This window comes from Mycobacterium sp. FW102-FHT13B02 (assembly GCF_058790275.1).
Window position 1 is genome coordinate 434804 of the sequence record NZ_JBYTCM010000003.1, and the last position, 23112, is coordinate 457915.

A 23112-nucleotide genomic window follows, 5' to 3' on the forward strand; every position below is an offset into this window, starting at 1 on the left:
TCACCTTGCCGCGTTCGCCGGTTGCGGTCCCAGGACAGAGCGCCCTTCGCCGCGTGCGGACGGGAACTTCGGCGGACGGCCTTCGCGGAAAGCCTGCCGGGCCTCGAAGTAGTCTGCGCCCGCGAAGCCGATGACCTCCAGCGCCGCGGAAAGCTCATGCTGTGGCAGAGCGTTTGTGAGCCAGCCGGTGTTCAGCGACCGCTTTGTCCAGCGGATCGCCTGCTGCGGGCCCTGCGCAAGTTCGTCGGCGATCTCGAGGGCCCGATCCAGCACATTCTCCCGTGGTACGGCGAGACTCACCAAGCCGATTCGTTCGGCCTCGATGCCCGTCATACTTGCCGAAGTCAACTGGTAATACTTGGTTTTGGCCATTCCCACGAGCAACGGCCAGATGAGCGAGGAATGGTCGCCGGCGACCACGCCGACACGGGTGTGCCCGTCTCGAAGCAGTGCGTCCTCGGCAGCGACGCTGATGTCAGCCAGAAGCGCCATCGACAACCCCCAGCCGACCGCGGGACCGTTGATCGCCGAGATGAGCGGCTTGTCCATGTTGAGGATGGCCGTAATCCGCTTGCGCTCGCCCTCCATGAGCGCCACCGCTTCGTCCAGAGTGGGCTCTGGCTGGCGTACGTCCATGCCCGTGCAGAAGCCACGGCCTGCGCCGGTGATGACGGCAACCCGCGTTTCCGGGTCTCGGTCGACGTCCACCCAGATGTCCGACAGATGATCGAACATCGGCATCGTCAGAGCATTGAGCCGGTCGGGTCTGTTGATCGTGATGAGCAGAACACCATTGGGCTTGCGCTCGATCAGGATCTCCTCGGGGTAGCGGCTGAAGATGTCATCAGCGGCCAATGTGCTCATCGTGTCTCTCCTACCTTGACAACATTCTTATGGGAATTCGACTGGGATTTGGACGCTTCGAACGCTTCGAGCTCCGCATAATGAGCGGGCCGGGCCGTGCGGATATCGGCCAGAATCGCGTCAGCGGGGCGCACCACGGCACGGGGATTTTTGAACCTTGGAATCACATATTTGCCGAAGAGTTCGATCGACTTCATCAGCTCTCGATGTGGGAGTCCATCGATTCTCATGACGACGGCGTCTGCGCCAAGGTCGGCGAATCGCTGCACTTGTGCCGCACAGTCATCCGGGTCGCCCACGATGAATCCGGATGAGTCTTCGAACATGTATCGCTCATCGTTGAAGTCGACGTTTCGCACGGCACCCATGTACTGATAGTCAGCCGACAATTTGGACAGGCGCTCGTACGCGTTCGTCGAAAGAGCCACCGTCTCTTTGAGATTCCGCGCCCACTTGAGGGCCTCGTCACGCGTTTCGGCACAGTGCATTCCGCCTCCGACGGCGACGAGCTTCTGCGCTTGGAGCGGATAGGTATGCGTGGCTGCGCCGAGGGCCTCGTCGTAGATGCGCAACATGCTCTCGACAAACTCGAAGCCGAGGTAAAAACCACCGACGATAGCCCCGATGCCGAGTTCGGCGGCCTTGCGAACCGACTCGGGGCTCCCGGCCGCCATCGAGATGGGGGGATACGGCCGTTGAATTGTCTTGGGCACCAAGCTTCTTGGCGGAATCTTGTAGTGCTCACCAACAAAAGAGAACACGTCATTGTGCAGGGCCCGGCGAATGACCTCCAGACCTTCGATGAGCTGAGCCTTGTTCTCGCTCGGTTCAACTTCGAAGGCGCGCAGCGCAAGTGTCGTATTCCCCCGCCCCACTCCGAGTTCCACTCGGCCGCTGGAAAGGATGTCCTCGGTTGCCAACCGTTCGGCAACGCGAAGGGCATGGTTGATGCGCGTGGGCAAGAGGGTGACCAGGTGCATGAATCGGATGCGCTTGGTCAGCGCCATCAGGTAGGGATAGATGACCTCAGGCGCGGAAGTTGTTGCCGTGCCGATCGCGACGTGCTGCTCGGACGTTCCGAACGCATCGAACCCCACCTCCTCCGCAAGTAGGACCTCGTCCACGAGCTCGCGGTAGCGGTGCTCATGGGTATGCCCCGGGACCGTCTCGCCTTCGCTCATGAAAATGAATCGCATATTCACACCACTTTCCACTAGGTGAACGCTCACTAACCTAAGGCGCGGAGTGTTGTTTGTCAACGAGGATGTCCATCCGCCCCTCGGTTCGCCCTACATGACCGTGAAAATGCCATTTAACTGGCCATATATGACAAATCGGCCGCGGGCCCACAGAACCGCCGCGGTGCAGCGCTCGCGCGGCAGCTTTCAAAGAGGTTAATGTTCATTAATATGAGACATCACCTGACCTGCCAGCGGGGGTTCAACGTGGACTCACCTTGGCGCGCCATTCCCAGCCGCATCCCAGACTCGGCGCCGCCCATGACGGTGGCTATCGTTGTTTGCCATGACCACTGACGATGCGGCTGACGAGTCGTCCGCCGGCACCTCACGCCGCGACGTTTTGCTCAAGGTGGCCGCCGACCTGTTCCTGCGAAACTCCTACGACGGAGTGACTGTGGACATGATCTGCACAGCGGCCGGAATTTCCGGGCCGGGCCTCTACAACCACTTCGCGAACAAGCAGGCGCTCTTGATCGCCGTGGTCGAGAGTCCTTTGGCAGCACTGCACCGGTTCGCGCGGGAAACCGCGGAGGCCGAGCCCGATCCGCGGGCCGCGCTGGAGATCCTGGTCGACTTCCATATCAGGAGCGTGGTGACCTCGGCTCCGACGACTCTCGTCTTCATGAAGAACGAACACGCTCTACCCGAGAAGGACCGGCGGCGAATCCGGCGCGAGATGAACCTCTATGCCGAGGAATGGATTTCTCTCGTCGCAGCGTTGCGGCCCGACCTGTCCGAGCCGGAGGTTCGGCTACTCACCCATGCGGTGTTCTCGATGCTCAATTCCGTGGCGACCCTCAACAAAGGCCTGGACCACGATTCCATCATCAAGACAATGTCGACCGCAGCGATCAAGGCGCTCACCTCCCCCAGCGACGGATGACATGCCAGCCGCCCCGCCAAGTACTCAACCAGCGATCCGCTGCCGAATTTGGTTGTCGCGCTCCGTTTTCCGTTTCGACTCGGCCCGCGCGAACCTTGCCGTCCAGGTATCACGCTTCGATCGAACTGACAACCATGTCCACGATGCGGCCAGCTTGGATCAAGCCATCTTCACTGGAGGGGACTCGCCCATATCGCGCTCAGGAGGAGCGGTAGGTCGGCAGTATTCAACAGGCGTCGAATGGAAGTCGTGACGGGTCGGCGCTGGGGCCGAGTTCGCGGATGCGCAGTGCGGCACTGATTCCGGCGTCACTGCCGCCGACGGCGACAATGTGTTGGGGCACGACGGGTCTCCTCGGATCGGCGGTGGTTGCGGCGCGCTGGTGGGCTAGTAGGTGACGGGCACGCTGAGGTCGGACAAGAGTCGCCGCACGCGTTCGTCGATGTCGTCACGGATCGGCCGTACGGCCTCGAGGCCTTGGCCGGCCGGGTCTGGCAGACCCCAATTCTCGTAGCGTTTTCCGGGGAAGATGGGGCAGGCGTCCCCGCATCCCATGGTGATGACGACGTCGGCGGCTTGGACGATTTCGTCGGTCCAGGGTTTGGGGTATTCGCCCGTGATGTCGATGCCGACCTCGTTCATGGCGGCGATGGCTGCGGGGTTGATCTCATTTCCGGGTTCGGAGCCACCCGACCAGGCGACGGCGTTGTCGCCGGCGTAGTGAGTGAAGTATCCGAGCGCCATCTGGGAGCGGCCGGCGTTGTGGGTGCACAGGAACAACACGGTTGGTTTGCCGTCGCTGATGTGGCCTTCGACTCGGGCGAGCGCGTGTAGTCGTTGACGGGCAAACCGTTCGGCCAGCAGTGGCAGGAAGTTGGGGATGGCCGCGCGGCTGGCGAATTGGTCGTAGGCGGTGTGCAGGAACCGTTCGATGGTTTCGGTTCCGAAGGTATCGGCGAATTCGGTTTCGAGCCGGGTCACCGCGGTCCGCAGGGCCAGCTGTTGGTCGATGGAAAGGTCGCCGCGCCGGTGGGGGGTGATGGGGATCTCGGTCATCGGGCGTCGTCCGTTCTCGGTGCTGCGCCGGTGGGCAGGTGCTGGGAGGTGTGGTGGGTGAAGCGTTTGCGCAGCGCCAGCGAGACATAGACCAGGGCCACCAGCACCGGCACTTCGATCAGGGGTCCGACCACGCCCGCCAGGGCTTGTCCGGAGGTGGCGCCGTAGGTGGCGATCGCGACGGCGATGGCGAGCTCGAAGTTGTTTCCTGCCGCGGTGAACGCCAAGGTGGTGGTGCGCTCGTAGCCGAGGTCGAGCACTCTGCCCAGCAGGTAGCCACCACCCCACATGATCGCGAAGTACGCGAGCAGGGGCAGGGCGATGCGAGCCACGTCCCAAGGGTGGGTGGTGATCTGGTGGCCTTGAAGGGCAAAGAGAATCACGATCGTGAAGAGCAATCCGTAGAGTGCCCATGGCCCGATGCGCGGCAGGAACGTCGACTCGTACCAGAGGCGGCCTTTGGCCTTTTCGCCCAATCGTCGTGACAGGTAGCCGGCGGCCAGAGGGATCCCCAGGAAGATGAGCACCGATTTGGCAATCTGCCACGGTGAGGTGGTGATCGTGGTCTGGGGCAGGTGCAGCCAGCCGGGCAGCACCGACAGGTAGAACCAGCCCAGCACGGCGAACATGACGACCTGGAAGATCGAGTTCAGCGCGACGAGCACAGCGGCGGCTTCGCGGTCCCCGCAGGCCAGGTCGTTCCAGATGATGACCATAGCGATGCAGCGGGCCAGACCGACGATGATCAGCCCGGTGCGGTATTCGGGCAGATCGGGCAGCAGCAGCCAGGCCAGGGCGAACATCAACGCCGGACCCAGCACCCAGTTCAGCACCAGCGACGAGATCATCAGCTTCCGGTCGCCGGTGACGGTGTCGAGGCGGTCGTAACGCACCTTGGCCAGGACCGGATACATCATGATCAACAGACCCAGGGCGATGGGCAGTGAAATGCCGTCCACCTGAACCTTTTCCAGCGCCGTATTCAAACCGGGTATCCACCGGCCCAGCAGCAGGCCGGCAACCATCGCCGCGCCGATCCAGAGCGGCAGGAACCGGTCGAGGGTGGAGAGCTTGCCGACGACCGGAGGGGCGGACGGTGTGGTGGTGTCGGTCATGCCGGCGCCCCCGCCGCTGCGATGGCGGGCGGAGTGCCAAGGAGCACCGCCAGGCTGGCCAGCGCGTCGGGCACCACCGCGTAATACACCCACGACGCCCGGCGCTGCGACGTGAGCAGCCCGGCGTCGCGCAGCACCCTGAGGTGGTGACTGACGGTCGGTTGGGAGACCTCCACACCGGCGGAGATGTCGCAGACGCAGGCCTCGCCACCGGCGTGGCTGGCGATCGCCGAAAACAGTTGCAGGCGAACCGGATCGGCCAAGGCCTTCAACTTGACCGCCATGTCCGCGGCCGCAGCGGCCGAAAGGGGTTCACCGAGTAGCGCCCCGGGCGGACAACACACCTGGTCATCCGAATCCATCGATTTCGACATACATCGATATTGATGGTTATCGAATCTGCCGTCAAGTGAACAGTCGCCGAACACCCGCGAGCGAGCAAGGCGACGCCGCTGGACCAGACCAGCGACGTCGCGAGAAGCCTCGGGTCAGCAGCAGGGCGTTGCCTGCGCCGCCGGGGAATGCGCAGCGGCCGCGGCGGTGCCGCCGCAGCAGACCTCACCGTCACCGTCGTTGCCAGCCAGGAGCTGGGGGCTGTCGCCGAAGGTTTCCGAATCCGCGAGCACGGTGTAGACCTCCCATTTCTCGCCCGCCGGGCCGGTCACCCAGACCTTGTCCTGGGTGGCAAAACAACAAGTGGTGCCGATCTCCTCGTCAGTGAACAAGCCCTCACCGGTAAGACGGGCGATCTCGGCGTGCACCGTCTCGCTGGTCGCGACCTCGACCCCGAGATGGTTGATGGTGCCACCCTTGCCCGGGTTTTCCAGCAGGACCAACTTCAGCGGCGGCTCAGCCACCGCGAAGTTGGCATACCCCGGCTTCACCTTGGCCGGCTCGACGCCAAACAGCTTGGCGTAGAACGTGATCGCTGCGTCGAGATCGTCGACGTTGAGCGCTAACTGAACACGGGACATGATCGAACCTCCACTACCGGTGAGACATATATCGAACTAAGGTGTTGCCGTCAGCATGCCACCTTTTTGATATATGTCAATCTAATGGCAGGATCAGTTCTCATGTCGGTAAGGGGCATGCGGTGAACACACTCGATGTCGTCGTCATCGGTGGCGGGCAAGCGGGCTTGGCCGCCGGTTACTACCTGCGCCGCGCCGGGTACCGGTACGCCATCCTCGATGACCAACCGCGCCCGGGAGGGGCCTGGCCGCATATGTGGCCCTCACTTCGCCTGTTTTCCCCGGCCGAGTTCGCCGCACTGCCGGGGTGGCCGATGCCGCCATGGCCGGACGGCTTCCCGCCCGCCTCGCACGTCGTGGACTACCTCACCGCCTACGAGAAGCGCTTCCAGCTGCCGGTCGAGCGGCCCGTACGCGCCAAGAGCGTCACCCGCGACGGACGGGACCTCGTGGTGTCCGCGGCGGACCGCAGCTGGCGGACCCAGCGGGTGATCAGCGCGACCGGCACCTGGCATCATCCCTTTTGGCCGACCTACCCCGGTGCGCGCGAATTCGCCGGCCGCCAACTGCACACGGTCGACTACCGCCAGGCCGGTGACTTCGCCGGTGCACGGGTCGTGGTGGTCGGCGGCGGCAACTCCGCCGCCCAACTCGTCGCTGAGATCTCGACCGTGGCCACCACGACGTGGGTGACCACCCGGCCACCGCGCTTCCTCGACGACGATGTCGACGGGCGCGTCCTGTTTCGGGTCGCATCCGAACGCGCCGCCGCCATCGCCGCCGGACGGCCAGACCCTGGTGGGCCGGCGTCCCTCGGTGACATCGTGATGGTCCCCGAAGTGCGCGCGGCTCGTGATCGTGGCGTCCTGCGGGCGCTGCCGATGTTCGACCGCCTTACCCGCGACGGCATCGCCTGGGGAAACCAGCTCCAACATGCCGATGTGATCGTGTGGGCCACCGGATTTCGGCCCGCCCTCACGCATCTGCGGCCCCTGCGGCTACGCGAGCACGACGGCACCATCGCCGTCGACGGCACCCGGGCCCACAAAGAACCACGACTGCACCTGCTGGGCTACGGCGACTGGACCGGCCCCGGATCGGCCACCATCATCGGTGTCGGCCGAACCGCGAAAGCCGCCGTCGCCGACCTCGACCTGGCGGACTGAGCCACACCAACAGCGCCCGATCCAATCGGCGCAGCGACACAACCTTTTTGATATATATCAATGACGGTGGCAGGATGGGTTGATGCCCAAAGCGCTGCCCGTGATCGATATGTCCGCCCCGGTGTGCTGCGCCCCGGTGGCGGCAGGCCCGATGAGCGACGAGGATGCCCTGGCGATTGCGATGCGGCTCAAGGCGATCGCCGATCCGATGCGAGTGAAGATCATGTCGCTGCTGTTCAGCTCGCGCCCCAGCGAGGAGACCAGCGGCGCCTTGGCCGCGGTGCTCGATCTCAGTGAGTCCACGGTCAGTCACCACCTCGGTCAGCTCCGCAAAGCCGGGCTCGTGATCTCCGAGCGACGGGGCATGAACGTCTTTCACCGCGTGAAACCCGAAGCGCTGCAAGCGCTATGCGTGGTACTCGACCCGAACTGCTGCACCTAGCGGAGAAGGCTGGTCACGTTGGGGCATTCGGCCGCGGTGCGCGCGCTTAGATCAGCGTGCTGAAGAAGCCTTGGCCCCTCGGGACGTTACCGTCGCCGGGGCTATATCCGTTGGTCGCTACCAGGCCCGCCGAGGCGCCAAATCCGACGCTCTCCGCCCTTACGACGACAAGCACCGATCAGATCATGCACCTTCGCTGACATTCGCAAGTTTGTCCACACGCGAATTGGAAATGGCCCGCCTTTCCTCTGAGGGCCATTTCCGCTAGTAGCCCTAGCCCGGTTCAGTCCTAGCAATCAGATACAGGAGGGGCAGGAGACGACGTCTGTGGCGACCAGTCAGCGGCTGGTGTCACCACCACGGCAGCGACGGCGACTGACCGCCCGACTGCGGGCCGAGGTGGTTGAAGCCTACGAGGCTGGGCAGACCAGCCGGCAAGTCGCAGAAGAACTTGGGTTGGGACGAAGCACCGTCCTGGGCATCTTGAAGCATGCCAGTGTGGCGGTACGGCCGCAGGGACGGAGGTATTAGCCGCCCATTCCGATCTTCTCATTCGGGTTCGAGTAAGGCTCTCTTACGGTGCAGATCCTGCACTCGTACTGCAACAATCATGAAACCGCTGCTCAGCGGCTTGAAAGGTCATCGACCAGGCCAGAAACGGCAACCGGCCACCCCGAACATCCCCACTTCCCCAAACCGCCAAGCGACTCCTGCCCAGCGAGATCGATGAAATCCTGACCGCCTGGCACAACGGCCACAACGTCTCAGCCATCGCCCGCCGGACACCGCCGGACCAAACCACCATCCGCCTGGCACCTGCGTGCCGCTGGCATCGACACCCCCGCGAACCCCACTCCACCCCCGCCACAGTGAGATCATCCCGCTCCACCTGGAAGACCAAACGTTCCGGCAGATCGCGAGCGCGGTCGGATGCAGCAAGAGCACCGTCTGGCTGGTCATCCGTGACTACAAAGTAGCTCAGGCTGCGACCGAATCTTGATCTGGCTCCGGCTCAGCTACCCGAGAGCTGCCCCCATCCTCAGCCGCCATCTCCTCGGCTAGCGCCAGCAAGGCTTTTGTCATCCGCTCCACGCTCGGCTGCGCATATACCAGCGATTGCACGGTCACCACTTTGGTCGTTGGGCGTTCGCTTCGTCTTCTCCGTAGCCACCGGCTGCACTACAGCAGCCCGAGCTTGCGCCTCCGCAACATGCACGACCAGCGCCCGCTTCATTGAACGCCCGGCCGGCCCGCTGTGGCAGCGATCGGTCCCATGACCGTCATGTCGTGGAGATACTCCCGCAGTTCCGCGTCGGTCAGGTTCTTGCACGGCGCGAAGAAGTCATGCGAATTCCACCGCTCGTTCGGCAGCAGTCACGTCAACGCTCGACGATCGCTCGACCAGGCCTCACGGACAAACCTGCTGGATACAGTAGGCGTGATAAGTGAGGCGCGAGGCATGTCGGTGTCCTACTCGGCGCCTTTCGACCACCTATTGGCAAGGGTCATGGTCTTACTGTTTGGCTCGAACTCATCCGGCAACTTTCCAATCTGGACGACCACTGGCACCTGTGCCGAGATACCCGAAAGAACGCACGTGCCGGTTGGCAAAATTGGAAGCGCTTCGAAGGAGACGCGATCTAGTTACGCCCGAGGGCAGATACACCTCACCATCCGCGCGTTTCCAGTACGCACTGTCCGGCGCGACCCCCGACCATGCGGCGCTCATCTAGGGTCGGCGCTCTACACCAGGGCAGCAACCGTGTCGTAATACACGCCCTTGGAAACCCCTGAGCTGTTTTTAATCCCGTAGCCGCCGCCATCGCCTGAGGTGTCCTGGAAACAGAAGAACCACGTGGGCGGGTTGGTCGGATCTTCATTGGCCAGTTGCCATGTCAGCCAATCGGAAGCGTCGGCCAGGCTCACTTTGGCCGGTGTGTCGTAGCCAACTTCAGTGAAGGCCATGCCGCGGGTGTCACCCTTGGACGCCTGCACCGCCTTGAGAGCGTTGATCTGCGCGATGCCGAATGGGTTTGTCCGTGGATCCGCCCACACCTGCTTATTGGTAAAGCTGTACGGGTGATAACCGAGTAGGTCGTAATCGCCACTCTCACCGCCGGCGTACATGCCGTTGAGCCAGTCCACCGGAGAGTAGGTCTTACCCACGATGGACGAATAGGTCGGAAACGCAGCCAATCCCGCTGAAATGACCTGTGCACCAACAGCTCTGATCTTCGGCGCAGCAGCCTTGAGATACTTGACATAGGTAGCCGGCGTGCCAATGCTGAACGCGAGAAGGTTGGGCTCGTTCCACACCTCGTAATACGGAATGCTGCCAAAGATATCCACACAGTTGCCCACGAAGCCTCCGAACGCCGTAGAACTGTGGACGAACGGGTAGTGGATACCCAGACAGGGCATGGGAGTCAGGCCGCGCGCGACCAACGCGTTGTTCACCGCTGTCACGGGAGCGTAATTGGTCGAGCCCTGCGGGTTACTCAGCAGGCTCCAGTCGACCGCGAACCGCACCGAAGTAAAGCCCATTGCAGCAATGCCATCCAATGTGGTGGCCAGATTGGCCGCCGACAACTGACACAGATTGCTCTGGTTGATACCGATGGTCATTTGAGTTCCCCCTCTTCGGTGTATCGCCCCGCCGTCTGGGCGATCGTTACAGCGAGCCCCACAGGATTGTGGGCCTCGTCTGGTACTGCCAGCGCAGCAGGCTCCGCCGGGGCGGGCTCACTGCGTCGCCAACAAGGACTGCATCCTGCGCGGCGGTCTCCACCAACCGACTTGCGCGCCTGCAGCCACGCCGCGCTCTATCGCCCGAGTTTCGGACGCCACTTCAACGATTTCGCCGCCACCGCGGAGCGGGCGCGCGCCATCACCGGTGGCGTAGGCGGCCGCGAAGACCCCAGCGCCGGCCACTACGCAGCGCCTCATCCACACCATGCAAAGCCGCCGTTGCCGACAAGCCGGCAACTCATCTGCTGATAAGAATTCTCGCCAAAACTCATGCGCCCCAGGGGCTCGCCCCTCTCAGCAGCGAGCAAGGGTTGGCCCTCACGCTGGGGACCGGAGCGAGGCCGACCGAACTTCCCGCGTGTCAGGCACTGGCCGGATGCCCGGTATGGTCCACCCCTACGCAGCATTGCCGCCCCTTTGGTAAAACGGAGACCGAGAAGGTCGCCAATAGTCCCGAGCAGCTGACCCCGCCAGACGCGTAGCTCCGACAGACCAATATCGTCGTATTGCCAATACCGCCGTATTGTTACATGCAATCGGGCACCACCGCTACCGCGATTCTCTCGGAGCTTCGACTCCTGCAGAGATCCGGCCTGTCCGGGGCTGACTACGAAGTCCTGGCGTTGCTCACGGATCACAACAGGGACCGAATGCCTTCCCATGAGCTACGCAACGCACTCGGCTGGGAGAAGAGCCGTCTCTCCCATCAATTACGGCGCATGGAGAAGGACGAGCTGATAGGCCGCGAGCCCAACCCTGCCGACGCCCGCAGCACCCTGGTCTGCCTGCTGCCAGCTGGCCGCGCGGCCATCGAGAAGGCGGCGCCCGGGCACGTGGCGGACGTCCGCCGGAACTTCATCGATCTGCTCACCCCAGCTGAGCTCGACCTGCTCGCCGCTCTCAACGAACGAATCCTGCAGAACCTGGCCACGAACGACGACTCCCCCGCCGAAGACGAGCCTTCATAACCCCATCAGCCTTGAGGGATTGACCGGCCCGCCCCGGACAGCTTGGTTCGCGCCGAAGCACGATGAATTCGGTCCTGGTACGGCCTACAAACCACCCAGGACACCCCCACCGTCCCAAACAGCAAGAGCGACAACGCTGCTACCTCATGAGGGTCAGGCGCGCACAAGGTCGTGAGCGTCGCGAGGCCGATGCGATTCAGCGCATCCGGCACAGTGACGGGGACCAATCACCAACCGCATGCGCCACGAATTCGGCATCGTTGTCGAAGCGCACATAGTGCGGCGCCCCGTGTGGTGAGCACCAGGCGATCCAAGACATCGACGCCGCCACCGGAGAAGTCCTGTGCGACTTCACCCTCGATCCCACCAGCGCCTAGCAACCCACCGGCGCACCGAGGCCCCGACGGAAGAATCCCAGACATGAAGAACGGCCCCCGGAGAATTCTCCGGGGGCCGTCCTCACTAGTAGCGGGGACAGGATTCGAACCTGCGACCTCTGGGTTATGAGCCCAGCGAGCTACCGAGCTGCTCCACCCCGCGTTGGTGAATACAACGTTACCCAACGCTGCCGAATGCACCAAATCGTATGGTCAGACAGGGTTTTTGGCGCCGTCGATCACGTGGCGTTCGAACAAAACTGCCCAACTCCCGAAGGAGTTGGGCAGTTTTGATCTGTCGTGCCTACTTGGCCTCGCGGTACTTGGCCATGGCGTCGTCGAGCTTCTGCAACGCCGCGCCGTACTGGGCGAAATTGCCGCTCTGCTGGGCCGTGCGCAGACCATCGAGGGCCGCGTTGAGATCTTGTAGCGCAGCGGCTTTCGCCGGCGACAGCGTGATCGGCACGCCAGGTGACTGCACCGCCGCCGGCGGCGGTGGCTGCGGTCCCATGGCGGGCGGCGCGACGGCCCCCGGCACGGCCGCCGGAGGCGGCGTACCGGCCGGCACATCGGTCGGGGCCGGACCGGTCGCGGTAGCCCCCGCGCCGGGGCCGAAAATGCCGTTGAGGGCGTCCCGCACCGTCGGGCCATAGCCGACCTTGTCGTTGTACATCATCGCCACGCGGATCAGCCGTGGGTACGACGAGGCCGCATCACTGGCCCCCGGCGACGCGTAAACCGGTGCGACATAGAGCAACCCGCCCTGCCCCACCGGCAGCGTCAAGAGGTTGCCCCAGCGGATGCGGTTCTGGTTGTCCCGGCCGATCACACCGAGGTCCTGACTGACCGCGGTGTCCGTACTGATCGCGTTGAACGCCAGCTTTGGACCGTTCACCTGCCCCGGAATGGTCAACACGGTGATCCTGCCGTACGTCGCCGGATCAGAGCTGGCGCTGATGTACGCCGCCAGGAAGTCACGCCGGAACCGGTTCATCGCGGTGGTCAGCTGGAACGACGACGATGCACCGCCAGTGGCAAGGTCTTTCGCGACGATGTAGTAGGGCGGCTGGTAGCTGCTGGCCGTCGGGTTCGGGTCCAGCGGCACGTCCCAGAAATCGGACGTCGAGAAGAACGTCACCGGATCGTTGACGTGGTACTTGGCCAGCAGCATGCGCTGAACCTTGAACAGGTCCTCGGGATAGCGCAGGTGCTCGGAAAGTTCCTTGGAGATGGCCGACTTCGGCTTCACCGTGTCAGGGAACACCTTCATCCACGCCTGCAGCACCGGGTCGTGCTCGTCCTGCTCATAGAGCGTGACGGTGCCGTCGTACGCGTCGACGGTGGCCTTCACCGAGTTGCGAATGTAGGACACCTGCTTGTCCGGCAACATCCGGTTGACCGCAACCTCATTCGAGTCGGCAGTCGCACTCGACAGTGACGTCAGCTCCGAGTACGGGTAGTTGTCCAGCGTGGTGTAACCGTCGACGATCCACACCATGCGCTTGTTGACGATCGCCGGGTACACCGTTGAATCGGTGGTCAGCCATGGCGCCACCGCCTCGACTCGGCGGGCCGGATCGCGGTTGAACAGAATCTTGCTGTTGGGCCCGATCACGCTGGAGAACAGGAAGTTTCGCTCGGCGAACTTCGCGGCGAAGACGGATCGGGTCAGCCAGTTACCGATGTCGACACCGCCGGTACCACCGTAGGTGTAGTTCTTGGTCTCGGTATTGGTCTCGTAGTCGTACTCGCGGTCGACACCGTTTTTGCCGACGATCGCGTAATCCGAAGCCGCACTGGCGATCACCGGACCGAAGTAGATCCGGGGTTGGTCCAGCGGCGCCGGGCCGGGCGACACCGGCGCACCGTTGGCACCGACCACACTGGCCAGGAACTCCGGGTAACCGCCGTTCTGGTTGGGGTCGTTGGCGATACCGCGCACCGTGTTGGCCGGCGAGGCGATGAAACCGTTGCCATGGGTGTACACCGAATGTCTGTTGATCCAGTCGCGCTGGTTGTCGATCAACCGGTCCGGGTTCAATTCCCGTGCCGCCACGACGAAGTCGCGCAGCTTGCCGTCCGGTCCGTTGTAGCGGTCGATCGAGAGCTGATCCGGGAAGCTGTAGAAGTTCTTGCCCTGCTGGAACTGAGTGAAGGCCGGTCCGACGATGGTCGGGTCGAGCAAGCGGATATTCGACGTCGTCGCCCTGTCCGCTGCGACCTGTTCGGCGGTGGCGGGCGCGTTGCCGGTGTAGTCGCGGTAGGTCACCGTGTCGCCGGTCAATCCGTAGGCATCGCGCGTCGCGGTGATACTGCGACTGATGTAGTCGCGTTCCTTCTGCGCCGCATTCGGTTTGACGCTGAACTGCTCGACCAGCATGGGCCAGCCCGCCCCGATGATCACCGAGCTCAGCAGCAGCAGGACCAGGCCGATCGCCGGAATCCGCAAGTCGCGCAGCACCAGCGCCGAGAACACCGCCACCGCGCAGATCAGTGCGATGACCAGCAGGATCATTTTGGCGGGCAGCACCGCATTGATGTCGGTGTAGCCGGCGCCGGTGAACGGCTTGCCGCCACGGGTGTGGCTGAGCAGCTCGTACCGGTCGAACCAGTAAGCAACAGCCTTGAGCACCACCAGGATTCCCACCAGCGACACCAACTGGATCCGCGCCGCACGGCTGAGGGCACCCTGTCGGCCCGACAAGCGAATACCACCGAACACGTAGTGGCCCAGCAGGTTTCCGACCAGCATCAGGAAGACCCCGACGAACAGATAGCCGAGCACCAGGCGGTAGAACGGCAGATCGAACGCGTAAAAACCCAAGTCCTTGCCGAACTCGGGGTCGTTGATGCCGAACGAACCGCCATGCAGGAACAGCTGCACGCGCACCCAGTAGGTCTGTGCCACGAATCCGGCCAGCAACCCGATGAACACCGGGACGCCGATGGCGAAGAGCCGCAGCCGTGACAGCACCGTGGCGCGGTACCGGGCGACCGGGTCGTTGGGACCGGACGCCGGTACGAACACCGGCCGGGACCGGTACGCCAGTGCCATTCCGCCGAACACGACGGCGCCGATGAACACACCGGCCACCAGGAACACCACCAGCCGCGTCACCAGGACGGTGCTGAACACCGAGCGGAAGCCGAGCTCGCCGAACCAGAGCCAGTCCACGTAGGCGTCGACCAGTCGCGGGCCGATCATCAACAAACCGACGATCAGCAACGCGATCCCGACCAGGATCCGGCTTCGTCGCGTCAGCTTCGGCATCCTCGCCGCGGGCCGCATCCCCACTCGTCAGCTCCAGTCTGTTGAATGTCCGTTGAAAAATCCGAAAAGGCCAGCTTGTTCTACGACTCTACGCATCCAGAGGTGACCACACGCTCAACAGCGGGGAGGTTCGCCACCAGCGGACACGGCGTGCAGCGCGTCGACCGCACCGCTGAGGTTCTCGACCTTGATCAAACCCAGTCCGTCGAGGTGGGCCGACACCGCTTCGGCGCAGTTCTCCGCGGGCACCATGAACACCGTTGCGCCGGCCTCCCGCGCGGCCAGCATCTTGTGGGTGATGCCGCCGATCGGGCCCACCTTGCCGTCGTCGGCGATGGTGCCGGTGCCCGCAACGAACTTGCCGCCGTTGAGGTTTCCGTCGGTGAGCTTGTCGACCACGGCCAAGCTGAACATCAGGCCGGCCGACGGGCCACCGATGTTGGCCAGGTTGAAATCGATGACGAACGGCGCCCAGGGGGCGTTGAGGACGGTGGTGCCGAGATAGCCGTAGTCGCGGTCCTTGTTGGCGCCCAGCGTGATGGTCGCGACGCCGATCCCGGCGTTTTTGCGCCGGTAGTCCAGCACGACGTGATCGCCCGGCTTGGTTTTCTTCAGCATCGAGGTGAACTCTTCGACGTTGGCCACCGGAACGCCGTTGACCATGTCGATGGCGTCGCCCGGACGCAACTGCCCGGCCGACGGCCCCGGATCGGCGACCGCCTGGACCGTGACCGCCTTGGGGTATTTCAGATAGCCCAGCGCCGCGTACTCGGCGTCGTCCTCGGAGTTCTTGAAGTCGGCGTTGTTGGCCTTGTCCACCTGATCCTTGGACTTGTCCGGCGGATACACCAGGTCGCGCGGGACCAGCTGCTCGCGGCCGGACATCCACAGCGCCAGCGCCTGCCCCAGCGTCAGCCCGTCGCTCTGCGACACCGTCGTCATGTTGAGGTGACCCGACGTCGGGTGCACCTTGACGTCGCCCTTGATGTCGACGACCTTTTTGCCGTCGACATCACCCAGCGTGTCGAACGTCGGGCCGGGTCCCAGCGAGACGAAGGGCACCGTCACCACCGACACCAGCACAACGAACACGATGATGGGCACCAGAGCGACCACGAGCGTAGAAATCCGCCTGTTCACGCCGCCAACAGTAAAGCTCGCGGCTCGGTTCGCTGACAGCATGACCCGCGAAGCCACCCGCGGCCGGCGCTGGCAGTACGGTTGACGGTATGGCTGACCTGCCTTTCGGCTTCTCCAGCGGCGACGACCCCGACCGCGACAAGTCCGAGAAGAACCCTGGTCCGGGTTCTTCCGGGAGCTCTTCCGGCGGTTCGTCGGACCCGTTCGGGTTCGGCGCCGCGTTCGGTGGCGCCGGCGGCGCCGGTATGCCCGACCTGGGCCAGATTTTCACCCAGCTCGGTGCGATGTTCAGCGGTGCCGGCGCGTCGATGACGGGCCCGCAGTCGGGTCCGGTCAACTACGACCTGGCCCGCAAGCTGGCGTCCGACTCGATCGGGTTCGTCAAGCCCGTGCCCGAACAGACCGCGACGGCCATCTCCGACGCCGTGCGGCTGGCCGAGACCTGGCTCGACGGCGTCACTCCCCTGCCGGCCGGTACCACCCGCGCGGTGGCCTGGACCCCGAGCGACTGGCTCGACAACACGCTGAACACCTGGAAGCGACTGTGCGACCCGGTCGCCGAGCAGCTGTCGAACGTCTGGGTGTCGGCGCTACCCGAAGAGGCCAAGGCGATGGCCGGTCCGCTGATGGCGATGATGTCGCAGATGGGCGGCATGGCGTTCGGCTCGCAGCTGGGCCAGGCTCTGGGCACGCTGTCCAAGGAGGTGCTGACCTCCACCGACATCGGTCTGCCCCTGGGACCGTCGGGCGTGGCCGCGCTCATGCCCGAGGCCGTCGAGGCTTTCGGCGAAGGCCTGGAGCAACCGCGCAGCGAGGTGCTGACGTTCCTGGCGGCCCGGGAAGCAGCGCACCACCGCTTGTTCAGCCACGTGCCGTGGCTGGCCTCCCAGCTGCTGAGTGCTGTCGAGGCCTTCGCCAAGGGCATGAAGATCGACATGAGCGGGTTCGAGGAGATGGCGTCCGGCCTGGACCCGGCGGCGCTGATGGGCGACCCAGGCGCCATGGAGAAGCTGCTGAGCCAGGGCATGTTCGAGCCGAAGGCCACTCCCGAACAGGCCGCGGCGCTCGAACGCCTGGAGACGCTGCTGGCACTCATCGAGGGCTGGGTGCAGACCGTCGTCACCGCGGCGCTCGGCGACCGGCTGCCCGGCACGTCGGCACTCAGCGAGACGCTGCGTCGTCGCCGCGCCACCGGCGGACCGGCCGAGCAGACCTTCGCGACCCTCGTCGGCCTGGAGCTGCGGCCGCGCAAGATGCGCGAAGCCGCGACGCTGTGGGAGAAACTGACCGAGGCCGTCGGCGCCGACAAGCGCGATGCCGTCTGGCAGCACCCCGACCTGCTGCCCGGCGCAGCGGATCTGGATGAGCCGGCGGCCTTCATCGACCGCGTGCTCGGCGGCGACACCACGGACCTGGATCAGGCGCTGGCCGACTTGGAGAAGGACCTGAAGCGGGACTCGGGAGACGATCAGGCAGAGGGCTGAACCTGCCTGTGGATAACTGATTCGCCGAATCGGCGCGCCATTGGCACAGTGGGGCCATGCTCCCGGTCCGGCAGACCCTCAACCCGGCCATGCCGGTGTTGCAGCGGCCCGACGGGACCGTGCAGCTCGGCTGGGACCCGCGGCGCGCCATCGGCATTCGGCCGCCGGCCGGCTTGTCGGCCGCTGACCTGGCGGAGCTGCTGCGCGGCATGCAGAGCGGAGTCGACGCCGAGAGCAGTCGGTTGCTCGCGCTCGAGGCCGGGCTGACCGACGTCGACGGCTGGACCGGCCTGGTGGGCGCCTTGATGACAGCGGGCCTGTTGCACGAGGCGCCCGAAACCGGCCGTAGACCGGTGTCCGTGCGGATCCACGGCAGCGGACCACTGTCGGACCTGTTGGCCGGCGCGTTGACCTGTTCCGGCACCCGCGTGCGCACCAGCCGTTTCGGCCACGTGGCCGTCACACGCGACGCCGCCGACCTGGTCGTGCTGTCCGACTTCCTGGTGGCCGACAGGCGCCTGGTACGTGACCTGCACCGCGCCGGCGTGCCACATCTGCCGGTGCGAATCAGGGACGGCACGGGGTTGATCGGCCCGCTCGTGCTGCCGGGTGCGACCAGTTGCCTGAACTGCGCCGACCTGCACCGCAGCGACCGTGACGCGTCGTGGCCGGTGCTGGCCGCCCAACTCGAGGGCACCGTCGGCAGCGCCGACCGGGCTACCGTGCTCGCCACCGCGGCCGTGGCACTCAACCAGGTGGACCAGGTGATCGACGCCATCCGCGGCGGCGGTTGCCGTGCCAAACCACCGCCGACGCTCGACGCCACCCTGGAATTCGACATCGGCTCGCGGACGACCGTGGTGCGCCGATGGTCCCGCCATCCGCTGTGCGACTGGTGCGATCAGCCGGCGTGACAACGCGCGTTGCCATGTCGCTGCCGTGCACTCAGCAATGTCATGGATGATGTTGACGTGGCGGATATCAAACGGGGCAGCGTGGCACGCAACGCGAAGCTCGCCGGTCTGGCCGGCGGCATGGCGGGACGGGCCGCGCTCGGCTTGGGCAAGCGACTGGCGGGCAAATCCAAGGACGAGGTCACCGCCGAACTGATGGACAAGGCGGCCCAGCAGCTCTTCACCGTGCTCGGTGAACTCAAGGGCGGCGCGATGAAGGTCGGCCAGGCGCTGTCGGTGATGGAGGCCGCCATTCCCGAGCAGTACGGCAAGCCGTACCGCGAGGCCCTGACCAAGCTGCAGCGGGAAGCCCCGCCGTTGCCCGCGGCCAAGGTGCACCGCGTGCTCGACGCCCAGCTGGGCACCAAGTGGCGGGACCGGTTCCAGTCATTCGACGACACCCCGGTGGCTTCGGCCAGCATCGGCCAGGTGCACAAGGCCGTCTGGTCCGATGGCCGCGAGGTCGCCGTCAAAATCCAGTACCCCGGCGCCGACGAGGCGCTGCGCGCCGACCTCAAGACCATCCAGCGCCTGGTCGGCGTCTTCAAGCAATTGGCGCCCGGCGCCGACGTGCAGGGCGTTGTCGACGAGTTGATCGACCGCACCGAGATGGAGCTGGACTACCGGCTGGAGGCCGACAACCAGCGGGCGTTCGCCAAGGCCTACCACGGCCACCCGCATTTCAAGGTGCCGCCGATCGTGGCCAGCGCACCGAAGGTCGTCATCGCCGAGTGGATGGACGGCATCCCGATGTCGGTGATCATCCGGGAGGGCACCATCGAGCAGCGCGACCTACTGGGCACCCGGCTGTCGGAGCTGACGTTCGACGCGCCCCGGCGCCTCGAGATCATGCACGGCGACACCCACCCCGGGAACTTCATGCTGCTGCCCGACGGCCGGATGGGTGTCATCGACTTCGGTGCGGTGGCGCCCCTGCCCGGCGGATTGCCGACCGCGATCGGCGAGATGATCAGCCTGGCGCGGGACAAGAACTACGACAAGCTACTGCCGCTCATGGAGGACGCCGGGTTCATCCAGAAGGGCGAGCAGGTGCCGATCGACGAGGTCGACGACATGCTGCGCCAGTACGTCGAGCCGATTCAGACCGACGTCTTCCACTACACCCGCCGCTGGATCATGAAGATGGCCGCGGGACAGCTGGACAACGGCGTCGCCCAGATCAAGATGGCCCGGCAGCTGGACCTGCCGCCGAACCTGGTCATCCCGCTGCGCGTCATCGCGTCAACCGTCGCGATCTGCTGTCAGCTGGACGCCCACGTGCCCGTGAAAGCCATTGCCACGGAACTGGTTCCGGGCTTCGCGCCGTAGCTTGCGCTGAAAGTGGGCGATATGACCGGTGTTTCGCCGGGTTCTCGGTCATATCACCCACTGTCGGCGATGGCTGGCGCTACTAGGCCGCGACGACGTCCTTGCGCGGACGACCGCGCGGACGCTTGCGTGCGATGACGGAACCCCGCTCGAGGATCTCCCCACCCCAAACACCCCACGGCTCTTCACGTTCCAGCGCCTCGTTGAGGCATTGGAGCCGGATCGGGCAGCCGGCGCACAGCGCCTTGGCCTGTTCCAGCTGAGTGGGGCTGTCCGCGAACCACATATCGGGGTCGCCGACATGACATGGCACCGCCAGCCTTTGTCGGCAAGTCTGGCTAGTCATGTCCTCATCACCTACTTCCTGGTCGTCTTGCGTGGTGTCTGATGGACCAGTGACCAGGTGGCTTTGAGGTTGTGCCCCAAAAGCTTTGGCCACGGATCCGGTGGTTTCGGGTCCGTGGCCAGGTGGCTTGCGTGGGCTCTACCTAAGTAGTGCCTCGCTTCACGGACGCGAAGGTCTTGGCGGTGCGCTTGCGCTGCGGAACGTCGGCGACATGTCCAGCCGTCGCGAGACGTGCCGCCGACATAGCGGCGGCGGCAGCAGCGGCGGGAACAGCCGGAGTAGCGGGAATGTCAACGTTCTGATGCCACCCAGCGCCGACGCGCGATACCGCCTCGTAGGCGGCAGCGGACAGCGGCGCACGGGAGCCGGCGACAGCGAGGACAGCGCCTCGGGACGCGTCAAAATTGATCATCTGGGCCACCTCCTCAGCGGTCGACCGCGGATTCACACTTCATGAATTCGCGGGATTTCGTTGCGGCTTCGAGGCTAGACGTTACCACCAAAATCCAGCAAGCGATTTTTTGACCAGCGGTTTTGGCACAATTTGCGCGATATTTGGCGCAATTTGAGCGCGCTATTTGGACCCGTTCACCAACGCCAGGACATCGGGACCGTACTGCTCCAGCTTGCGCGCCCCGATACCGGGAATGGCCACGAGCGCGGCGTTGTCGGCCGGCAGCGCCTCGGCGATGGCGATCAAGGTGTTGTCGGTGAAGACCACGTAGGCCGGCACCTTCATCTCCTGCGAGGTACGCAGGCGCCATTCCTTGAGCCGGCCGAGCAACTCCTCGTCGAGGTTCGACGGGCAGGATTCACAGCGCCGCAACAGGATGGCCGTCGACGTGGTCAACGCCGAATTGCAGACCCGGCAGCGTGGCGCAGGACCCCGTTTACGTTGCGGCTGTTGGGGTTCCCGCCGGCTCTGTGGCGTGAGGCCGTTCAGGAACCGCGAGGGCTTACGGCTCTGCCGACCACCGGCGGCCCGGGCCAGCGCCCACGAGATGGTCAAATGCACTCGCGCCCTGGTGATTCCGACGTAGAAGAGACGCCGCTCCTCCTCGACAGGCTCGCTGTCCGCGCCATGCGACAACGCGTGCGAAATGGGTAGAGTGCCGTCGACCAACCCGACCAGGAACACCGCATCCCACTCGAGGCCCTTGGCCGCGTGCAGCGACGCCAGCGTCACGCCCTGCACCACCGGTGGATGCCGGGAATCGGCGCGCTGCCGTAGCTCGACGAGCAGTCCCTGCAGGTCCAGGTCGGCGCGAACCGCGACTTCTTGCTCGACCAATTCGACCAAGGCCAACAACGCATCCCAGCGTTCCCGGGCCTTGGTGCCCGACGGCGGCTCCGCCGTCAGGCCCAATGGTTCCAGTAGATCGCGCACCAGCTGCGGCAGCTCGACTCCGGCGACCTCTCCCTGGTGGCCTGCGGCGCGCTGCAGCGCCAACAGCGCCTGCCGAATCTCCTGCCGGCTGAAGAAGCCTTCACCACCGCGCACCTGGAACGCCACGCCGGCCGCGGTGAGCGCTTCCTCGTACACCTCAGACTGCGCGTTGATGCGGTACAGCACCGCGATTTCCGAAGGGGCGGTGCCGGATTGGATGAGTTTCTTGATCGCCGCGGCAACCGCATTGGCCTCGGCGACCTCGTCGGGGTGCTCCCGGAACACCGGTTTGGGCCCGGGCTCGCGCTGACCGACGAGCTGCAACCGGCTGGCCGCCATCCGGCCGGAGGCGGCCGAGATCACCTGATTGGCCAGCGACACCACCTGTGGCGTGCTGCGGTAGTCGCGCTCGAGGCGGATCACCGCGGCATCCGGGAACCGTCGGGAGAAGTCCAGGAGGTACTGCGGGGTGGCGCCGGTGAACGAGTAGATGGTCTGGTTGGCGTCACCGACCACCGTCAGGTCGTCGCGCTCCCCCACCCAGGCGTTGAGCACTCGCTGCTGCAGCGGGGTGACGTCCTGATACTCGTCGACGACGAAGCAGCGGTAGCGGTCGCGGAACTCGCCGGCGACGGCGGCGTCGTTCTCGATGGCGGCGGCGGTGTGCAGCAGCAGATCGTCGAAGTCCAGCAGCGCCGACCCGTCGCGGCGGGCCTTGAGGCCCTCGTACCCGGCGTAGACAGCGGCGACCTTGGCAGCGTCGAGCGGGATGTCCCGCTCGATCTTGGCGACCTGCTCCGGGTACTGCTCGGGGCTGATCAGCGACGACTTGGCCCACTCGATCTCACCGGCCAGGTCTCGGACGTCGTCGGTGCTGGCCTGGATGCCGGCCCGGTTCGCCGCCTGCGCCACCACCGCGAACTTGCTGTCGAGCAGCTCCCAGCCGGTGTCGCCGACCACGCGCGGCCAGAAGTACCGCAGTTGCCGCAGCGCCGCGGCGTGGAACGTCATGGCCTGCACGGCCCCGGTGCCGGCGGCACCGTCGATCTCCTGCTCCAGGCTGCGGAGCCGGCCGCGCATCTCGCCGGCGGCGCGTTGCGTGAACGTCACGGCCAGCACCTGGCCTGGCGAGACGTGTCCGGCGGCCACCAGATACGCGATGCGGCGGGTGATGGTTCGGGTCTTGCCGGTGCCGGCACCGGCCAGCACACAGACGGGCCCGCGGGGCGCGACGACGGCCTCGCGCTGTTCGTCGTCGAGGTCCTCGAGGAGAGCGGACGGCGGGGCCTCGGCTGGCATGGCCCCCATCATGGCAGGCCGGTGTGACACGTCGGCGAGCCGACCATGTGACACCGTGGCGGGCCGACC

20 protein-coding genes, 1 tRNA gene and 1 pseudogene are annotated in these 23112 nt (G+C 65.1%); 9 read left to right on the top strand and 13 right to left on the bottom strand.

Going from position 1 to position 23112, the window contains the following annotated elements; translation table 11 throughout:
* Positions 1-864 carry an enoyl-CoA hydratase/isomerase family protein gene (locus AC3WTE_RS07765; protein ID WP_492436759.1) on the bottom strand — a complete coding sequence of 288 codons (864 nt, stop codon included), beginning with the start codon at positions 862-864 and terminating at the stop codon, positions 1-3.
* Positions 861-2060: an LLM class flavin-dependent oxidoreductase gene (locus AC3WTE_RS07770; RefSeq protein ID WP_492436760.1), complete on the bottom strand. Its 1200-nt coding sequence runs from the start codon at positions 2058-2060 to the stop codon at positions 861-863. The genes AC3WTE_RS07765 and AC3WTE_RS07770 overlap by 4 nt, the downstream gene beginning before the upstream one ends.
* Positions 2061-2388: 328 nt before the next feature.
* Here AC3WTE_RS07770 and AC3WTE_RS07775 point away from each other — a divergent pair, with 328 nt between their 5' ends.
* Positions 2389-2988, top strand: a complete 600-nt coding sequence (locus AC3WTE_RS07775) for a TetR/AcrR family transcriptional regulator (protein WP_492436761.1) — start codon at positions 2389-2391, stop codon at positions 2986-2988.
* A gap of 387 nt (positions 2989-3375) precedes the next feature.
* Here AC3WTE_RS07775 and AC3WTE_RS07780 read toward each other — a convergent pair whose 3' ends face one another.
* The 4 genes and pseudogenes from AC3WTE_RS07780 to AC3WTE_RS07795 form a co-directional block, all read right to left on the bottom strand.
* On the bottom strand, positions 3376-4044 hold the full coding sequence (locus tag AC3WTE_RS07780; RefSeq protein WP_492436762.1) for an arsenate reductase ArsC: 669 nt from the start codon (positions 4042-4044) through the stop codon (positions 3376-3378).
* Between the two features lie 38 nt (positions 4045-4082).
* Positions 4083-5159: pseudogene (gene arsB / locus AC3WTE_RS07785) on the bottom strand (ACR3 family arsenite efflux transporter); the annotation flags it as partial.
* Positions 5156-5533: an ArsR/SmtB family transcription factor gene (locus AC3WTE_RS07790; protein ID WP_492436763.1), complete on the bottom strand. Its 378-nt coding sequence runs from the start codon at positions 5531-5533 to the stop codon at positions 5156-5158. The gene AC3WTE_RS07790 and the pseudogene arsB, both read right to left, overlap by 4 nt.
* Before the next feature lie 114 nt (positions 5534-5647).
* Complete coding sequence (locus tag AC3WTE_RS07795) at positions 5648-6133, bottom strand: ArsI/CadI family heavy metal resistance metalloenzyme (RefSeq protein WP_492436764.1); 486 nt, start codon at positions 6131-6133, stop codon at positions 5648-5650.
* 122 nt (positions 6134-6255) lie between these two features.
* On the opposite strand from AC3WTE_RS07795, the gene AC3WTE_RS07800 reads away from it, so the two are divergent.
* The 4 genes from AC3WTE_RS07800 to AC3WTE_RS07815 all read left to right on the top strand — a co-directional run bounded on the left by AC3WTE_RS07800 (position 6256) and on the right by AC3WTE_RS07815 (position 8741).
* Positions 6256-7299: an ArsO family NAD(P)H-dependent flavin-containing monooxygenase gene (locus AC3WTE_RS07800; protein ID WP_492436765.1), complete on the top strand. Its 1044-nt coding sequence runs from the start codon at positions 6256-6258 to the stop codon at positions 7297-7299.
* Positions 7300-7381: 82 nt separating this feature from the next.
* Positions 7382-7741 carry an Rv2640c family ArsR-like transcriptional regulator gene (locus AC3WTE_RS07805; protein WP_492436766.1) on the top strand — a complete coding sequence of 120 codons (360 nt, stop codon included), beginning with the start codon at positions 7382-7384 and terminating at the stop codon, positions 7739-7741.
* Between the two features lie 348 nt (positions 7742-8089).
* Positions 8090-8272 (top strand): helix-turn-helix domain-containing protein, encoded by a 183-nt coding sequence (locus AC3WTE_RS07810; RefSeq protein ID WP_492436845.1) that lies wholly within the window; start codon positions 8090-8092, stop codon positions 8270-8272.
* Positions 8273-8561: 289 nt separating this feature from the next.
* Positions 8562-8741, top strand: coding sequence for a helix-turn-helix domain-containing protein (locus AC3WTE_RS07815; protein WP_492436767.1), 180 nt, complete (start codon positions 8562-8564; stop codon positions 8739-8741).
* A gap of 743 nt (positions 8742-9484) precedes the next feature.
* Here the strand turns inward: AC3WTE_RS07815 and AC3WTE_RS07820 are convergent.
* Positions 9485-10366, bottom strand: coding sequence for a glycoside hydrolase family 5 protein (locus AC3WTE_RS07820; RefSeq protein WP_492436768.1), 882 nt, complete (start codon positions 10364-10366; stop codon positions 9485-9487).
* Between the two features lie 653 nt (positions 10367-11019).
* Here AC3WTE_RS07820 and AC3WTE_RS07825 point away from each other — a divergent pair.
* Entirely contained in the window at positions 11020-11457 is a 438-nt protein-coding gene (locus AC3WTE_RS07825) for a MarR family winged helix-turn-helix transcriptional regulator (protein WP_492436769.1), read from the top strand.
* 466 nt (positions 11458-11923) lie between these two features.
* Here the strand turns inward: AC3WTE_RS07825 and AC3WTE_RS07830 are convergent.
* From AC3WTE_RS07830 to AC3WTE_RS07840, 3 genes are all read right to left on the bottom strand, one after another.
* Positions 11924-11997: transfer RNA gene (locus AC3WTE_RS07830), tRNA-Met, on the bottom strand.
* 141 nt (positions 11998-12138) lie between these two features.
* A complete protein-coding gene (locus AC3WTE_RS07835; RefSeq protein ID WP_492436770.1) occupies positions 12139-15129 on the bottom strand; it encodes a UPF0182 family protein in 2991 nt (996 codons plus the stop codon).
* A gap of 90 nt (positions 15130-15219) precedes the next feature.
* The gene (locus AC3WTE_RS07840) at positions 15220-16245 is read right to left on the bottom strand and encodes a YlbL family protein (RefSeq protein WP_492436771.1); all 1026 of its coding nucleotides are present in this window, start codon (positions 16243-16245) and stop codon (positions 15220-15222) included.
* An 89-nt stretch (positions 16246-16334) separates the two neighbouring features.
* Between AC3WTE_RS07840 and AC3WTE_RS07845 the strand changes: the two genes are divergently transcribed.
* From AC3WTE_RS07845 to AC3WTE_RS07855, 3 genes are read left to right on the top strand one after another with little or no spacing between them, the layout of a single operon-like run.
* Positions 16335-17729, top strand: coding sequence for a zinc-dependent metalloprotease (locus tag AC3WTE_RS07845; protein WP_492436772.1), 1395 nt, complete (start codon positions 16335-16337; stop codon positions 17727-17729).
* Positions 17730-17785: 56 nt separating this feature from the next.
* Positions 17786-18643, top strand: a complete 858-nt coding sequence (locus AC3WTE_RS07850) for a TOMM precursor leader peptide-binding protein (RefSeq protein WP_492436773.1) — start codon at positions 17786-17788, stop codon at positions 18641-18643.
* Positions 18644-18685: 42 nt separating this feature from the next.
* Positions 18686-20011, top strand: coding sequence for a macrolide-binding ATPase MABP-1 (locus AC3WTE_RS07855; RefSeq protein WP_492436774.1), 1326 nt, complete (start codon positions 18686-18688; stop codon positions 20009-20011).
* 82 nt (positions 20012-20093) lie between these two features.
* Here the strand turns inward: AC3WTE_RS07855 and AC3WTE_RS07860 are convergent, their stop codons facing one another.
* From AC3WTE_RS07860 to AC3WTE_RS07870, 3 genes are all read right to left on the bottom strand, one after another.
* Positions 20094-20357, bottom strand: coding sequence for a WhiB family transcriptional regulator (locus AC3WTE_RS07860; protein ID WP_492436775.1), 264 nt, complete (start codon positions 20355-20357; stop codon positions 20094-20096).
* Between the two features lie 142 nt (positions 20358-20499).
* On the bottom strand, positions 20500-20769 hold the full coding sequence (locus AC3WTE_RS07865; RefSeq protein WP_492436776.1) for a hypothetical protein: 270 nt from the start codon (positions 20767-20769) through the stop codon (positions 20500-20502).
* A 162-nt stretch (positions 20770-20931) separates the two neighbouring features.
* Positions 20932-23043 (bottom strand): ATP-dependent DNA helicase UvrD2, encoded by a 2112-nt coding sequence (locus tag AC3WTE_RS07870; protein WP_492436777.1) that lies wholly within the window; start codon positions 23041-23043, stop codon positions 20932-20934.
* Positions 23044-23112 lie beyond the last annotated feature (69 nt).

Bases quoted from the DNA above. Each gene is read 5' to 3' on its own strand.
- AC3WTE_RS07795 (WP_492436764.1), bottom strand. From the start codon at position 6,133: ATGTCCCGTGTTCAGTTAGCGCTCAACGTCGACGATCTCGACGCAGCG.
- AC3WTE_RS07825 (WP_492436769.1), top strand. From the start codon at position 11,020: ATGCAATCGGGCACCACCGCTACCGCGATTCTCTCGGAGCTTCGACTC.
- AC3WTE_RS07850 (WP_492436773.1), top strand. From the start codon at position 17,786: ATGCTCCCGGTCCGGCAGACCCTCAACCCGGCCATGCCGGTGTTGCAG.
- AC3WTE_RS07775 (WP_492436761.1), top strand. From the start codon at position 2,389: ATGACCACTGACGATGCGGCTGACGAGTCGTCCGCCGGCACCTCACGC.
- AC3WTE_RS07780 (WP_492436762.1), bottom strand. From the start codon at position 4,044: ATGACCGAGATCCCCATCACCCCCCACCGGCGCGGCGACCTTTCCATC.
- AC3WTE_RS07860 (WP_492436775.1), bottom strand. From the start codon at position 20,357: ATGACTAGCCAGACTTGCCGACAAAGGCTGGCGGTGCCATGTCATGTC.
- AC3WTE_RS07770 (WP_492436760.1), bottom strand. From the start codon at position 2,060: ATGCGATTCATTTTCATGAGCGAAGGCGAGACGGTCCCGGGGCATACC.
- AC3WTE_RS07865 (WP_492436776.1), bottom strand. From the start codon at position 20,769: ATGATCAATTTTGACGCGTCCCGAGGCGCTGTCCTCGCTGTCGCCGGC.
- AC3WTE_RS07765 (WP_492436759.1), bottom strand. From the start codon at position 864: ATGAGCACATTGGCCGCTGATGACATCTTCAGCCGCTACCCCGAGGAG.
- AC3WTE_RS07870 (WP_492436777.1), bottom strand. From the start codon at position 23,043: ATGCCAGCCGAGGCCCCGCCGTCCGCTCTCCTCGAGGACCTCGACGAC.
- AC3WTE_RS07820 (WP_492436768.1), bottom strand. From the start codon at position 10,366: ATGACCATCGGTATCAACCAGAGCAATCTGTGTCAGTTGTCGGCGGCC.
- AC3WTE_RS07845 (WP_492436772.1), top strand. From the start codon at position 16,335: ATGGCTGACCTGCCTTTCGGCTTCTCCAGCGGCGACGACCCCGACCGC.
- AC3WTE_RS07790 (WP_492436763.1), bottom strand. From the start codon at position 5,533: ATGTCGAAATCGATGGATTCGGATGACCAGGTGTGTTGTCCGCCCGGG.
- AC3WTE_RS07855 (WP_492436774.1), top strand. From the start codon at position 18,686: ATGGATGATGTTGACGTGGCGGATATCAAACGGGGCAGCGTGGCACGC.
- AC3WTE_RS07805 (WP_492436766.1), top strand. From the start codon at position 7,382: ATGCCCAAAGCGCTGCCCGTGATCGATATGTCCGCCCCGGTGTGCTGC.